This window comes from Acidimicrobiales bacterium, from assembly GCA_041394245.1.
Classification (GTDB): Bacteria; Actinomycetota; Acidimicrobiia; order Acidimicrobiales; family Aldehydirespiratoraceae; genus JAJRXC01.
The window spans coordinates 1,393,905-1,407,996 of sequence record JAWKIR010000002.1 but is presented as its reverse complement, the minus strand read 5'-3'; the positions used below and the strand labels follow the sequence as shown (position 1 = coordinate 1,407,996).

At 69.3% G+C, this 14,092-nt stretch carries 15 protein-coding genes; 8 read left to right on the top strand and 7 right to left on the bottom strand.

The features are described from left to right. The first annotated feature begins 2 nt into the window (after positions 1-2). Positions 3-1,943 (top strand): protein meaA, encoded by a 1,941-nt coding sequence (locus tag R2707_07155; protein MEZ5244856.1) that lies wholly within the window; start codon positions 3-5, stop codon positions 1,941-1,943. Then, positions 1,940-2,698: an endonuclease/exonuclease/phosphatase family protein gene (locus tag R2707_07150; GenBank protein ID MEZ5244855.1), complete on the top strand. Its 759-nt coding sequence runs from the start codon at positions 1,940-1,942 to the stop codon at positions 2,696-2,698. Before R2707_07155 ends, R2707_07150 begins: the two co-directional genes overlap by 4 nt. Here the strand turns inward: R2707_07150 and R2707_07145 are convergent. Genes R2707_07145 through R2707_07135 form a run of 3 tightly spaced genes read right to left on the bottom strand, consistent with a single transcriptional unit; the run spans position 2,688 to position 5,096 of the window. Then, positions 2,688-3,242 (bottom strand): DUF3501 family protein, encoded by a 555-nt coding sequence (locus R2707_07145; GenBank protein ID MEZ5244854.1) that lies wholly within the window; start codon positions 3,240-3,242, stop codon positions 2,688-2,690. The genes R2707_07150 and R2707_07145 overlap by 11 nt on opposite strands. Beyond that, positions 3,239-4,621 (bottom strand): heterodisulfide reductase-related iron-sulfur binding cluster, encoded by a 1,383-nt coding sequence (locus R2707_07140; protein MEZ5244853.1) that lies wholly within the window; start codon positions 4,619-4,621, stop codon positions 3,239-3,241. The genes R2707_07145 and R2707_07140 overlap by 4 nt, the downstream gene beginning before the upstream one ends. Positions 4,622-4,625: 4 nt before the next feature. After that, positions 4,626-5,096 (bottom strand): rubrerythrin family protein, encoded by a 471-nt coding sequence (locus R2707_07135; protein ID MEZ5244852.1) that lies wholly within the window; start codon positions 5,094-5,096, stop codon positions 4,626-4,628. Between the two features lie 99 nt (positions 5,097-5,195). Here R2707_07135 and R2707_07130 point away from each other — a divergent pair, with 99 nt between their 5' ends. Further along, positions 5,196-5,651: a Fur family transcriptional regulator gene (locus tag R2707_07130; protein ID MEZ5244851.1), complete on the top strand. Its 456-nt coding sequence runs from the start codon at positions 5,196-5,198 to the stop codon at positions 5,649-5,651. Between the two features lie 2 nt (positions 5,652-5,653). Beyond that, positions 5,654-6,148, top strand: a complete 495-nt coding sequence (locus R2707_07125) for a Dps family protein (GenBank protein MEZ5244850.1) — start codon at positions 5,654-5,656, stop codon at positions 6,146-6,148. Between the two features lie 28 nt (positions 6,149-6,176). On the opposite strand, the gene R2707_07120 is transcribed toward R2707_07125, so the two are convergent. Together R2707_07120 and R2707_07115 are read right to left on the bottom strand one after the other, a co-directional pair. Further along, entirely contained in the window at positions 6,177-6,911 is a 735-nt protein-coding gene (locus R2707_07120; protein ID MEZ5244849.1) for a VOC family protein, read from the bottom strand. Positions 6,912-6,916: 5 nt separating this feature from the next. Beyond that, entirely contained in the window at positions 6,917-7,804 is an 888-nt protein-coding gene (locus R2707_07115; GenBank protein MEZ5244848.1) for an SDR family NAD(P)-dependent oxidoreductase, read from the bottom strand. 46 nt (positions 7,805-7,850) lie between these two features. Here R2707_07115 and R2707_07110 point away from each other — a divergent pair, with 46 nt between their 5' ends. The 3 genes from R2707_07110 to R2707_07100 are packed head-to-tail and all read left to right on the top strand — an operon-like array spanning position 7,851 to position 11,202. Beyond that, complete coding sequence (locus R2707_07110) at positions 7,851-8,858, top strand: alanine racemase (GenBank protein MEZ5244847.1); 1,008 nt, start codon at positions 7,851-7,853, stop codon at positions 8,856-8,858. Further along, positions 8,855-10,168, top strand: coding sequence for a D-arabinono-1,4-lactone oxidase (locus R2707_07105; protein ID MEZ5244846.1), 1,314 nt, complete (start codon positions 8,855-8,857; stop codon positions 10,166-10,168). The genes R2707_07110 and R2707_07105 overlap by 4 nt, the downstream gene beginning before the upstream one ends. Further along, on the top strand, positions 10,165-11,202 hold the full coding sequence (locus tag R2707_07100; GenBank protein MEZ5244845.1) for a DUF2332 domain-containing protein: 1,038 nt from the start codon (positions 10,165-10,167) through the stop codon (positions 11,200-11,202). Before R2707_07105 ends, R2707_07100 begins: the two co-directional genes overlap by 4 nt. Positions 11,203-11,220: 18 nt before the next feature. Here the strand turns inward: R2707_07100 and R2707_07095 are convergent, their stop codons facing one another. Further along, positions 11,221-12,009, bottom strand: coding sequence for an SDR family oxidoreductase (locus R2707_07095; GenBank protein ID MEZ5244844.1), 789 nt, complete (start codon positions 12,007-12,009; stop codon positions 11,221-11,223). Between the two features lie 67 nt (positions 12,010-12,076). Here R2707_07095 and ribH point away from each other — a divergent pair, with 67 nt between their 5' ends. Further along, positions 12,077-12,565 carry a 6,7-dimethyl-8-ribityllumazine synthase gene (gene ribH / locus R2707_07090; protein ID MEZ5244843.1) on the top strand — a complete coding sequence of 163 codons (489 nt, stop codon included), beginning with the start codon at positions 12,077-12,079 and terminating at the stop codon, positions 12,563-12,565. A gap of 27 nt (positions 12,566-12,592) precedes the next feature. Here ribH and R2707_07085 read toward each other — a convergent pair whose 3' ends face one another. After that, positions 12,593-14,050: a DUF839 domain-containing protein gene (locus tag R2707_07085; protein ID MEZ5244842.1), complete on the bottom strand. Its 1,458-nt coding sequence runs from the start codon at positions 14,048-14,050 to the stop codon at positions 12,593-12,595. Positions 14,051-14,092: the final 42 nt, after the last annotated feature.

Genomic DNA, 14,092 nt, shown 5'->3' with positions numbered 1-14,092 from the left:
CCGTGGGCGATCGCCCGTGGATCATGCGGACGTACTCGGGGCATTCGTCGGCGGCCGCGAGCAACGAGCTGTATCGGACCAACCTCGCGAAGGGCCAGACGGGTCTCTCGATCGCGTTCGACCTCCCGACCCAGACCGGCTACGACCCCGACCATCCGCTGGCTCGGGGTGAGGTCGGCAAGGTCGGCGTGCCCGTGGTGCACCTGGGCGACATGGCGACCCTCCTCGACGGGATCCCGGTCGACGAGATGAACACGTCGATGACCATCAACGCGCCGGCGGCCTGGCTGCTGGCCCTCTATGTCGCGCATGCCGAGACGCAGGGGATCGCTCGCACGGCGCTGCGCGGCACGACACAGAACGACATCGTCAAGGAGTACCTCAGCCGCGGCACCTACATCTTCGCACCAGAGCCCTCGCGCCGTCTGATCGTCGACACCATGGCGTTCTGCGCCCACCAGGTGCCGAAGTGGAATCCGATCAACATCTGCTCGTACCACCTGCAGGAAGCGGGGGCGACGCCGGTGCAGGAGATCTCGATCGCGCTGGCGACCGCGGTCGACGTCCTCGACGCGGTGCGTGCTTCCGGGCAAGTCGAGCCGGAACGCTTCGTCGACGTCGTCGCGTCGGTCTCGTTCTTCGTGAACAGCGGCATCCGGTTCGTGGAGGAGACCTGCAAGATGCGGGCCTTCACCGAGATGTGGGACCGGCTCACCGCCGAGCGCTACGGGATCACCGAGCCGAAGGCGCGCCGGTTCCGCTACGGCGTGCAGGTCAACTCGCTCGGACTCACCGCCGAGCAACCCGAGAACAACATGCACCGCATCGCGCTGGAGTTGCTCGGGGTGACGCTGTCGAAGGACGCCCGGGCCCGCTCGATCCAGCTGCCGGCATGGAACGAGGCGCTCGGGCTCCCCCGACCGTGGGACCAGCAGTGGTCGTTGCGGCTCCAGCAGATCCTCGCCCACGAATCCGATCTGCTCGAGTACGACGACATCTTCGCCGGCTCCCACGTGATCGAGGCGACGACGGCGGAGCTGGTCGAAGCCGCCGGTGCGGAGCTCGACGAGATCATCGACATGGGTGGCGCGTTCGCCTCGATCGACGAGCTCAAGACCCGACTCGTCCGGTCCCACGCGACGCGACGGGCCCGTATCGAGCGGGGCGAGTTGACGGTCGTCGGCGTCAACGACTTCACCGAGTCGGAACCCTCGCCGCTGGGGGGCAGCGCCAGCATTCTCACCGCCGACCCGGCGATCGAAGGCGAGCTGATCGCGGCGCTCGGCGAGTGGCGGGACCGACGCGATCGGGCCCGCGTCGAAGCCGCCCTCGCGGCGCTCGCGGCGGCTGCCGCAGCAGGCGACAACATCATGGAACCGTCGATCGCGCTGGCTCACGCCGGGGGCACGACGGGGGAGTGGGCCGATGTGCTGCGGGCCGAGTTCGGCGAGTACCGCGGGCCGACGGGCGTCGCCGCAGCCGGACCCAGGATGGCGTCGTCGTCGCTGCGCGGCGTCGCCGAACGGCTGCGCGGGATCGAGGGCGGTCCGCCGCGCCTGCTGATCGCCAAGCCCGGTCTCGACGGCCACTCGAACGGGGCCGAACAGCTCGCGCTCGCCGCACGCGACGCCGGCATGGAGGTGATCTATGTGGGGATCCGTTCCACGCCGCAGCAGATCGCCTCGGCGGCCCGCGACGAAGACGTCGATCTGATCGGTCTGTCGGTACTCTCCGGCAGCCACCTCTCGCTGGTCGACGACACCCTGGCTGCGTTGCGTGTCGCCGACCTCGACGCTCCGGTCGTCGTCGGCGGAATCATCCCCGACGCGGACCACGAGGCGCTGCAGGCGATGGGTGTCGCGCGGGTGTTCACCCCGGCGGATTTCGACTTCGGGGTCATCGTGGCGGAGCTGGCCGATCTCGCGCTCGCCCATCGCACGTGACCGTGCGCGTCGCGACCTTCAACATCCGCAACGGTCGGGCCGTCGATCCGGCGTCGTTCTGGTGGCGGCGCCGACGGGCACTCCGCGACGTCGTGGCGCGCATCGATGCCGACGTGTGGGCACTCCAGGAGGTCTACCGGTTCCAGCGCCGCCACCTCCGACACACCGTCCTTCCCGTCGACTCGTGGGGGAGCGTCGGCACCGGGCGCAACCGCAACGGGAGGGGAGAACAGGTGCCGATCTTTCACCGTCGCGCCGTTTTCGCCGACGCGACCGCGTCGACCCGCTGGTTCGGCCCGACGCCCGAGCTCCCGGGGTCGCGGGTGCGCGGCGCGCCGTTTCCGCGGATCGCGACGCTGGCCGACCTCACTCCGGTCGGCGCAGGGCCGGCGGTCCGAGTGGTGAACCTCCACCTCGACAGCGACTCGGTCGAGCGGCGCACCGGGGCGCTCGCGCAACTCGTCGAATGGCTCGCCCCGTCGGCCGAGCGACCCACGATCGTCATGGGCGACTTCAACGGGCCGATGACCGACCCGGGCTACGGAGCGCTCGCCGACGCGGGACTGCGGTCGGCACTTCCTGCGGACGCAGGCGCTACCTCCAACGGGTTCGGCCGCGACCTCGACGGGCAGCGTCAGATCGATCACGTCTTCGTGTCGGCCCACTTCGACGTGGTCGACGCTCGGATCGACACCGCATCAGGGCATGCGTCGGACCACTACCCGGTGGTGGTCGACCTCGCGTTCAGCGACTGAGGTCGTCGGCCAGCGCGGCCTGCTGCTCGGCGGTGAGCGCCACCTCCGCGGTGAGGGCCGGGAAGTCGGTCCCGATGGCGACCGGCGGTGTCGGGCAGGCGAAGCGCAGGTACTGCACGGCCGAGAGGCGGTCGGTGCCCACCTGCATCGGATCGAACGACGCATAGGCGCGGGACCCGTCGGCCAGCACCAGGTAGAGGTGCTCCTGGAGCCCCAGCCACGCCTTGAGCAGCGGCTTGCGGTCGTCGGCATCGGGGATCTCGATGAGCAGCGCGCAGCCGAGTTCACCGGGCTCGCCGAGCATCTTGTTGTAGGTCTCGATCTCGTCGAGGATCGCGGACTCGCGGGCGATCTTCTCGGCCCGCATGATCTCCTGCACCTGGTAGCGGAGGGTCTCGCGGTTCTCGAAGAGGAAGGTCAGGTTGTCGCCGAGATGGATACGGCGGGGCTGCTTCATCTCGAGCACTCGGGCCCGCACCTCTTCGCGCTGGTCCTCGTAGGTCTGGTAGTCGACGATGTCGGAGCGTTCGATGAGGCGGTTCATGAGGGCGGGGTCTCCTCGGGAGGGTCGGGGGTGATGGGGGTGGGGAAGCCGTCGGGCCGGTAGGCCCGGGCGAGGATCGTCATCGGATGCAGCGGGCGTCGGCCGGCGTGCTGGGCGAACTGGGTGGCGGCAAGCGGGCAGTCGGTGGCCCACACCTCGGCGTCGGGTGCGGCGTTCATGCCGTCGAACGCCTTCTTGCCGATGCGGACCGAGACCTCGAAGCCCTCGGTCTTCATCGCGTAGGTGCCGTCGTGGCCGCAACACTCCATGGTGGTGGTCGGGGTGACGCCGGGGATCTTGCGGATCAGGTCGCGGCCTTTGAAGCCGACGGCCTGGGCCCGCAGGTGGCATGGCGCGTGATAGGCGACGTCGCCCGGCGTGGACGCGAAGTTCTCGTTGAACCGGTCTTCCTTGCGGATCGACCACAGGAACTCTGCAGGGTCCATGACGGCGTCGGCGAGGCGCTGGGCCCGGTCGCGGTCGGGTTCGTCGACGAGATGCGGGTACTCGTCGCGCAGCATCATCGAGCAGGTCGGGTTGATGGCGAGGACCTTCTTGCCCGCGTCGACGTGGGGGAGGAGCCTGTCGAGGTTGACCGACGCCTTCTTGCGCATGGTCTCGAGGTCGCCACTCTCCCAGGCCGGCATGCCGCAGCAGTTGAGGCCGGCCTCGCAGGTGATCTCGACCTCGTTGGCCCGCAGCACGTCGATGGTGTCGCGGCCGATCTCGGGCTCGTTGTGCTGGACGTAGCAGGTCTGGAACAGCACGGCTTCGCCGTCACGCGGCGAGGCGGAGATCAGGCCCTCGTCCTCGGCCCACTTCTCGAAGGTGTGTCGGGCGAAGGGTGGCAGGTCCTTGTCGGGATGGATCCCGATGGTCTTCTCGAGGAAGGTGCGATGCAGCTTCGACCGGGAATTGAGCACGTTGGCCGCGCCGAGGCTGGCCCGAGCGGCCTTGGCGGTGCGATCGGGGTCGCCGAGCACCTTGTCGCGCAGGGTGACCTTGCCGTGCTCGCGGGTGCGCTGGGCCTTGTAGCGATGGACCAGCTTGGGGAAGTCGAGCTGGTACTCGTGGTTGTCGCGCACGGTGTAGGGACACTGCACTTCGCAGAGCTTGCACTGGAAGCACTCGTCCATGACGGTCTCGGTCTCGGCCTCGGTGAGGTCGCGGACCTTGCCGTCGTGGCGGTCGTCGATGAACGAGAACAGCGACGGGAACGAGTCGCAGTACTTGAAACAGAGACGACAGCCGTGACAGATCTCGAAGGTGCGCTCGATCTCCTTGGCGAGCGCACCTCCGTCCCAGTAGATCGGCTCGACCGGGTCGTACGACAGCCCGTCGGTGGGGGAATAGGAGATGGGGCCGGCGTTGTCTGTCATCGGATCAGGAAATCGACTCGAGCATTTCCTCGAAACGACCGGCGTGGCTCTTCTCGGCCTTGGCCAGCGTCTCGAACCAGTCGGCGATCTCGGCGAAGCCCTCTTCGCGGGCGGTCTTGGCCATACCCGGGTACATCTCGGTGTACTCGTGGGTCTCGCCGGCGACGGCCGACTTCAGGTTGGCGATGGTGTCGCCCATGGGCTCGTCGGTGGCGGGGTCGCCGACCGGCTTGAGGTAGTCGAGGTGGCCGTGTGCGTGGCCGGTCTCGCCTTCGGCGGTCTCGCGGAAGTTGCCGGCGACCTCGGGGTAGCCCTCGACGTCGGCGACCTTGGCGAAGTAGAGGTAGCGGCGGTTGGCCTGCGACTCGCCGGCGAAGGCGGCCTTCAGGTTGTCGTGGGTTGCGGTGCCTTGAAGCGACATGGTGTCCTCGGTGTTGTTGATGTGTGGCTTGGTTCGGCGGGCAGGAGCCCGCACCGTCGGGACTCTACCGTCGAGTTGGACAGTGTCCAAAGCTGGAAAGAAAGAAATCTCCGACGTTGCCGCGCTCGGGTGGGACCGGTACCATCCACCGCAATGTCCGCCACCCCCGCGTCCGCCCCGCTCGTCGATCGCTTGCGTGATCGTGGGTATCGCCTCACCGCTCAGCGGCGCGTCGTGGCAGAGGTGCTGGCCGGCGACAACACCCATCTGAGTGCCGACGAGGTGCACACCCGCGCCGCAGCGGTGCTTCCCGAGATCAGCCGGGCCACCGTCTACAGCACGTTGCAGCAGTTCAGTGCGCTCGGCGAGGTCCGCGAGCTCGCCCTGGGCGGTTCGGCGAAGCTCTACGACCCCAATGTCGTACCCCGGCATCACCATCTCGTCTGCGATCACTGCGAGACCGTGTTCGACGTCGCTCGAGGCGTCGACGCGCCGGCGCTCGCCCCGCAGGAACGCCACGGCATGGTGATCGAGGACGCGGAGATCGTCTACCACGGCGTGTGCGCCACCTGCGCTTCGCGCGCGGCCCATTCCGCAACGAAGGAGTAGTCATGTCCGACACCGCTGCCAGCCCCGCCCCGAGGATCGACATCGGGATCTCCGACGAGGACCGCCAGGCGATCGCCGAGGGGCTCTCCCACCTGCTGGCCGACTCGTACACGCTCTACCTGAAGACCCACAGCTATCACTGGAACGTGGTCGGGCCGATGTTCAACACGCTGCATCTCATGTTCGAGGCCCAATACACGGAACTGGCCCTCGCCGTCGACCAGATCGCCGAACGCATCCGTGCCCTCGGCGAGCCTGCGCCGGGGAGCTATGCCCAGTTCGCGGCGCTCTCGAGCGTGCCCGAGGATCCCGAGCAGCCCGACGCCGAGGAGATGATCCGTCGTCTCGTGGCCGACCAGGAAACGGTGGCGCGGACCGCCCGCTCGCTGTTCCCGGTGGTCGACGCGGCCGGCGACGAGCCGACGGCCGATCTGCTCACCCAGCGGATGCAGATCCACGAGAAGACCGCCTGGATGCTGCGGAGCATGCTCGCCTGACCCTCGGCGAGGGGTCAGTCCCGAAGGCTCACGAGCGTGGCGCCTCGATGAACTCGAGGCAGGTCCCGTCGGGGTCGCGGAAGAACGCGGCTCGGAGGCCGTCGATGGGAATCGTCGGACCCATGTCGAGCCAGACCGGGTCGGGGCAGGCGTGGCCGGCGGCGCGGATGGATCCGACCGCGTCGGCGGCATCGTCGACCAGGAACGCCATGCGGAAGATCCCGAGATCGGTGGCCCGTTCGTAGGCGGGGCGGTCACGGGCGCCGGGTCGGAGCCGGATCTCGAAGTCGTCGTCCGGCAACCGGAGTCCGGTTGCGGTCGATGTCAACCCCAGGACGCGCTGGTACCACTCGGTCGCGGTGGCCACGTCGCCGACGTTGACGTTCACCCCGAGCAGGGTCACCCGGTCGGCGGGTTCGAGGACGAGACGGGTCCCGTCCGGGTCGGTGACCTCGGTGGGCTCGTCGACGGCCGGGGAGCCGAGCCGCAGGGCGATCATGCCGAGCGCGTCAGGTGCCTCGTGGGGACGACCTGTCGGGGCCGGCTGCGTCCACTCGAGGAGATCGATGACCGGTTGGGGTCGTCCGTCCGACATCATCCACGCGTCCCACTGGACGGGTCCGTCGACACCGAACCCGGTGCCGTCCTGGGGTGCCGGCGCCGTACGCACGAGCGGGGTCAGGCCGAGTTCGTCGCGGTAGAAGGCCACCGACCGCGTGAGATCCCGGCAATTCACGTTGCAGTGCTGAACGTGGCGCAGCATGGTGCCTACTCGCCGCCGGACCCGGTGGTCCTGGCCACGATGTCGCCGATCCCGCCGGTGTCGTACACGTCCTCGGGGTTGGCCCGCACGAACCGGTCGAGGGCGACCGCATCGTCTCCGACGAGGATGCGCCAGCGCTTCTCACGCACGCCGTCGAGGATGACCGTCGCCGCCTCGGCCGCCGACATCGGCGCGGTCCGCTCGAACTGGTCGGCCGCCTCGTTCATCATCCACTTCACGTCGTCGGTGATCTCGGGGTTGTCGCCGTGGCGGATCGAGCTCCGCACGATCCCGGTGCCGATGTGGCCCGGCATGACCACCGAGACGCCGACGTGGGGCGCGTGCACCCGCAGGTCGGTGATGAGCGCCTCGGTGAACCCCTTCACGGCGAACTTCGCCGCCGAGTAGGCGGTGTGGGGTCGGTCCGGACCGAGGCCGGCGTAGAAGCCGTTGACGCTCGACGTGTTGACGAGGTGGCCCTCCTCTGCGGCGGCGAGGAGCGGGAGGAACGCCCGCGTGCCGTAGTAGACGCCGCCCCAGCACACGGCGAAGCAGCGGTCCCAGCTCTCGCGGCTGCCGGTGAACAGGCTGCCCCCGCCGCTGATGCCGGCGTTGTTGAACACCAGCTCGACGTGGTCGGTGTCGTGCTGTTCGACGACCTCGTCGCGGAATCGGAGGATGGCCTCCTCGCTGCTCACGTCGCAGAGGTGGCTGGTGACCTTCACGCCCACCGACTCTTCCCGGAGCTGGGCGGCGGTGTCGGCCAGATCGTCGTCGGAGAGATCGCAGATCGCGACATCGCAGCCCTCGGCCGCCAGTTGGCGGGCGATCTCGCGGCCCATGCCGCTCGCGCCGCCGGTGATGACGGCCAGTTTCCCCGAGAAATCACGCATCGGCCGAGCATACGACCCGGCCCGACGGGGGACCTAAGCTCCGGCAATGCCGGATCCCGCCCGTCTGCACGACCTGCCCACGCCGAGCCTGCTGGTGGAGCGGTCGACGTTCGCGGCCAACGTCGCCGCGATGGCGGCGGCCCGCCCCGGCGCCCAGCTGCGCCCCCACGTCAAGGCCTTCAAGTCGACGGCACTCGCCGCGGCGCTGGTCGAGGCCGGTCACACCAACTTCTGCGCGGCGACCGTGCGGGAGGTGGAGGGAATGGCGCGGGCGGGCATGGGGACCGATCTCCTGCTGGCGAACCAGTCGCTCGATCTCGCCCGGTTGACGCCGCTGGTCGAGGCGGGTCATCGCATCACCGTCGCCGTCGACTCGGCCGAGACCATCGATGCCGCGGTGCACGGGCGGATCCCCGAGGTGTTGATCGATGTCAACGTCGGGATGCCGCGGTGCGGTGTCTCCCCCGACCGCGCCGGCGCCCTGGCCGACGCGGCCCGGGCCGCCGGGCTCGTCGTGCGTGGGGTGATGGGCTACGAGGGGCACCTGATGATGGCGTCGGCCGACACGAAGGCCGACGCGGTCGAGGCGTCGATGGCGCTGCTGCTGCGGGCCGCGGCCGACGTCGGGGGCGACGTCGTCTCGGCCGGCGGCACCGGCACCTACGCGGTCAACACGTGGGCCACCGAGATCCAGGCCGGCTCGTACTGCCTGCTCGACACCGACTACGCGAAGCTCGACTCGCCCTTCGAGATCGCCGTCACCGTCATGGCCACGGTCATCTCGGTCAACGCCGACGGGTGGGCGGTGGTCGATGCGGGCCTCAAGGCGTTCGGCATGGACCACGGCAACCCGACCTGGCCCGACGGCGATCTCTTCTTCTGCTCCGACGAGCACACCACCCTGCTCGATCCCGACGGTCGGTTGCGGGTCGGGGACCGGGTGCGACTCCAACCGGGCCATCTCGATCCGACGGTGGCCCGGCACGAGGTCATGTGGGTGGTCGACGGCGACGCCGTCGTCGACCGTTGGGCGATCGATCTGAGGCACTGGTGAGCAAGGTGAGCAACACGTTCCGGAACTGGGCCGGCAACCAGGTCTGTCTGCCCGCCGAGATGTCCTCCCCGGGTTCGGCCGACGAGGTCGCGACCGCGGTGGCCCGTGCCGCCGAGACCGGAATGCGGGTCAAGGCGGTCGGCGCCGGCCACTCGTTCACGGCCGCGGCGATGACCGACGGCGTGCTGATGTCGCTCGACGGCGTGGCCGACGTCGAGACGATCGACCTCGAACGGAGGCGGGTCACCGTCGGCGCGGGGATGCGCCTCAAGGACCTCAACGCCGTCCTCGACGGTGCCGGGCTCGCGATGCCGAACCTCGGCGACATCGCCTACCAGTCGATCGCCGGGGCGATCGCCACGGCGACCCACGGCACGGGGGCGATGCTCGGCAATCTCGCCACGACGATCGTCGGCATGGAGATCGTCGACGGCGCCGGCAACCGGATCTGGTGCGACGAGACCGAGCGTCCGGAGTTGCTCCGGGTCGCCCGCGTCGGCGTCGGCGCGCTCGGGATCGTCACCAGGGTGACGCTCCAGTGCGTACCCGCGTTCGACCTCCACGCGGTCGAGACGATCGAGGTGCTCGACGACGTGCTCGACGGGTTCGAGGAGAACTGGTCGACCAACGATCACTTCGAGTTCTTCTGGATGCCGGGGGCCCGGCGCTGCCAGGTCAAGCGCAACAACCGCACCACCGAAGCCAGGCGGCCCCAACCCCGCTTGTCCTACATCCGCGACAAGATCATCGCCGAGAACATCGCGTTCGGCCTGGTCACCAGGGTCGGCGCCCGATTCCCGGGTGCGGCGCCGCGCATCGCGAAGCTCGTCGACTCCGGCGTCTCCGGTCGCGATCTGATCGATGCCAGCCACCGCATCTTCGCAAGCCCCCGATGGGTGCGGTTCTACGAGATGGAATACGGCATCCCCCGCGAGGCCCTGCCCGAGGCGATGCGCCGGGTCCGTGATCTCGTGAAGAGCGGCAGCGAACCGATCTTCTTCCCGATCGAGGTGCGAGTGTCGGCCGCCGACGACATCCCGCTGTCGACCGCGCACGGCCGCGACAGCGCATGGATCGCCGCCCACGTCCACAAGGGCGGCAGCTACGAGACCTACTTCCAGGGGATCGAGCAGATCATGAACGACTACGACGGCCGTCCGCACTGGGGCAAGCTCCACTTCCAGAACCACACGACGCTCGCGCCCCGCTACGGCGAGTGGGACGCCTTCCAGTCGGCGCGGGCCGAGCTCGACCCTGCGGGTCGGTTCGCCAACTCCTACACCGACCGCGTGCTGGGGCCGGGGCGATGACGGCCGCGCTGTCCGAGTGGTGGCACTCGTTCGCCGACTACTCCCTGAAGGGCTACGCGCCGCTCTACGAGGCGATGGTGCGGGCTGCGGCGGACGATCCCGACGTGATGGCGCTGGTCGCGGCCGCACCGCCGGAGGCCCACGTGCCGAACAACCTCCATGCCGCCGCGCGATTCCTCCTTCTCCAGGGGGCGGATCATCCGCTCGCCACTGCCTACGAGCCGGGCTTTCGTGGCGACATCGGCGCTCTGTTCTGCGACTTCGTCGGGGCACACCGCGACGAGATCGCCGCCTTGCTGGCGACCCGCTACGTCCAGACCAACGAGGTCAACCGGACCGCAGCCATCGCGCCGCTGGTCAACCTCGTCGCCCAGCGCTCGGGGTCCCGGCTGGCCCTCGTCGACGTGGGCTGCAGCGCGGGGCTCAACCTCCTGCTCGATCGCTACCGGATCGAGGTCGGCGACACCGTGCTCGGCCCGACCGACGCCCGACTACGCCTGACCGCCGAGTGCCGGGGGGCGGCGCCGATCGCCGCGCCGGCCGAGATCGCCTGGCGACGGGGGATCGACCGCAACCCGATCGACGTGACCGACGACGACGAGGCCCGCTGGCTCGAGTCGCTCGTCTGGCCGGACCATCCCGACCGCCTCACCCGATTGCGGGCCGCCATCGCCGAGGTTCGAGCCGATCCGCCGCCGCTGGTGCGAGCCGATGCCGTCGACGGGCTCCGCGCCGCCCTGGGCGACGCGCCCACCGACCTCGCGGTGCTCGTGATCACGACCTGGGTGGTGTTCTACTTCGACGAGGAGCAGCGTCGGGCGCTCGAGGCCACCATCGTCGAGGCGGACCGGCCGGTGGCCTGGCTCGCCATGGAGATGGCGGGGATCGTGCCGGGCATCGAGGTTCCCGAGCCGCCGCCCGACGCCGGCGAAGTCAGCGTGATGACCCTGGTGACGGGCGGGGCCGGCCGGCCGACGACGCGTGAGTTCCTCGGGTTCACCCACCCCCACGGCGCGTGGGTCGACCTGGTCTGATCTCGACCGAAGGAACGGTCAGGCGACGAGGGTGGTTCCGCCGTCGACCGGGATGATCTGGCCCGTGATGAAGGCGCCGGCCCGGGTCGCGAGCAGGAGGGCGACCCCCTTGATGTCGTCGGCGTCGCCCCAGCGATGCATCGGGATCATCCGCAGCTCGGCCTCGTAAGCGGCCGGGTCGGCCTTGGCGTACTCCGTCATGTCGGAGTGGAAGCGGCCCGGCGCGATGGCGTTGACCCGCACGTGGCGCGCCGCGAGGGTGAACGCGAGGTTGCGGGTCATCATGTGGATGCCGGCCTTTGAGACGTCGTAGCTGTAGGTGTTGCTGGGATTCGCTGTGAGTCCTGCGATCGACCCGATGTTGATGATGCTGCTCGACTGCTCGGGCGTGGCCCGGGCGGTGAGGAGAGGGACGAGGGCCTGGGTCAGGAAGAAAGGGGCCTTGACGTTGAGGTCCATCACCTTGTCCCAGCCCCGTTCGGGAAACTCGCCGAGCGGGGCGAGCCAGCCCCTGCCGGCGTTGTTCACGAGCACGTCGAGGTGGTCTTCGCGTTCGCTGATCGTGGCGACCAGTTGCTCGACGTCGGCCATGGTGGAGAGGTCGCCGGGGAGGGCGATGCACTCGCCGGGGTGGGCCGCGGTCAGCTCGTGGGCCGTGGACTGCACCACGTCGGCGTTGCGGGCGGTGATGTAGACGCGGTGGGCGCCCGCCCCGAGGAACGCCTCGGTCATGTGGCGACCGAGCCCCTTCGATCCTCCCGTCACGAGACAGGTGCGGTCGGTCATGGAGAACAGGTCGGAGGTCACGGTCGGAACTGTTTCATCGGCTTCGCAGTTCGTCCATTGCCGGGCCTCGGGCCGGTACGGTGCCGGCATGGCTGAGAAAGACGTGGGCCCGACCGCCGAGCTCGATGGGTCGGGTCTGCGGGTCGTGCTGATCCGCACCCGCTGGAACCCGGAGATCATCGACCGACTCGCCGACGGTGTCGATCGGGCACTGGCCGGATGCGGTGTCGCGGTTCACGAGGTGGTCGAGGTGCCGGGCGCGTTCGAGATTCCCTTCGCGGCGCGCACACTGGCGGCTTCGGGCCGCGTCGACGCCATCGTGGCCATCGGTGCCGTCATCCGCGGGGAGACCACCCACTACGACCTCGTGTCGGAGGAGTGCGCTCGGGGCCTCCAGGACGTGCAGATCTCGACGGGCATCCCGATCGGATTCGGCGTGTTGGCGACCGAGAACATCGAGCAGGCCCTCGCGCGCAGCGAGGTCGGCGCCGGTCACAATTCCTCTGGACACAATGTGGGTGCCGATGCCGCCCATGTCGCAGTCGAGATGGCGCTGCTCGCGCGGGTCTGGCGCTGAGCGTCGGGGCCCGGCGGGCCCTGACAATCAGGATTCCTTCCGGCGGCGGAGTCCGATGACCCCGGCGCCGACCGCGATCACGGCTGCGGCGCCAGCGCCGATGATGAGGCCGGTGACGGTGCCGTCGTCGTCGCCCCCGCGGTCGGTGATGTTGACGATGGTGTCCGTCGGGGCCGGTGTGGTGGTGGTCTCGGGTGCGGCGGTGGTGCTCGTCGTGTCGTCGGTCGCGGCCTCGGTGGTGGTCGTGGTCTCGGGCGGCGCCTCGACGATGCCGCGAAATGGGCCGGTGACCTCGTAGGTCACGCCACCCCAGTTGTCGGTGCTCTCGACTGCCGGGTTGATGTCGACGATCGTGCGCGACGACGGACCCCGCTGGCTGGAGAAATAGAGACGGTCACGTCGTGGGTTGAAGACCGGCCCGGTGATCTCGGACTGCTCCTGGTCGACGAGACGGGCGAACGGTGCGACCTCGCCGTCGGGCGTGATGATCACCACCTCCATGTTGCCGCCGTCCTCGGCGACGAAGATGTCGCCCGTGCCCTCGTCGACCGTCAGGTTGTCGACGCCGGACAGCACCGCGGTGCCGGCTGCGACGTCGTCGGCGTTCGCCTCGTAGAGCACTGCATAGGTCTGGTTGGCCAGGTCGATGCCGTGGATCTTGTTGTCGTATTTCGTCGAGAAGAAGATCCAGTCGTCGAAGTACCAGATGCCCTCGCCGCCCGCGAAGGGCGTCGACTCGGGAACCTGCTGCCGGGTGGGCGTCTCCGTAGCGGACGGATCGGGCACCTCGAGCCACGAAACCGATCCATCCTCGGCCACCGCGCACACCTCGAGCAGACCCGAGGAAAGGTTGGGATAGGTGTCGGGCGTGAAGCGGTAGAGGCGCCCGTCGGGCATGTCTTCGGTCTGGAAGACGTGCTCCCGGACCGGGTCGACGGCCGCGGCCTCGTGGATGAAGCGGCCCATCGCCTCGAGTGCGACCGCGTCGATCTCGCTGGTCGGGTCGCATTCCCACAGCACGCCGAGGCCACCGGCGTAGTCCTCTTCGCCGGACAGGAACGTGCCCCATGGGGTCGGCCCACCGCCGCAGTTGGCGTTGCTGCCGCGCAGGACCTCGTAGGCGTCGACGATGTTGCCGTCGGCGTCGTAGCGGATGGCGCTGACGCCGGCCGCACCGGGAACGAACACCTCGCTGTTGACGGTGTGGATCCAGCCGCCGTCGTCCTGCCCGAACACGGCAGCGCCGTCGGGAAAGATGTGCCACTCGAAATCGGTGTCGCCGACCGGTTCACCGGCGACGGCGACGACCCGGGAGGTGAACCCCTCGGGCAGGATCATGCCGTTCTCGTCCGGAGTGCGCCCCTCGATCGATCCGTAGGGGCTGATGCCGGCAGCCTGGGCGCCGGCGGCGGTCGTGAGGAGCGGAATCGCGGCGGTCCCACCTGCGGTGAACACTCCGGCTTGTAGAAATCGACGTCGATCCATGGCGGGGAGAATCGCACACCCGGGGTCGGATCGCTAGACAAT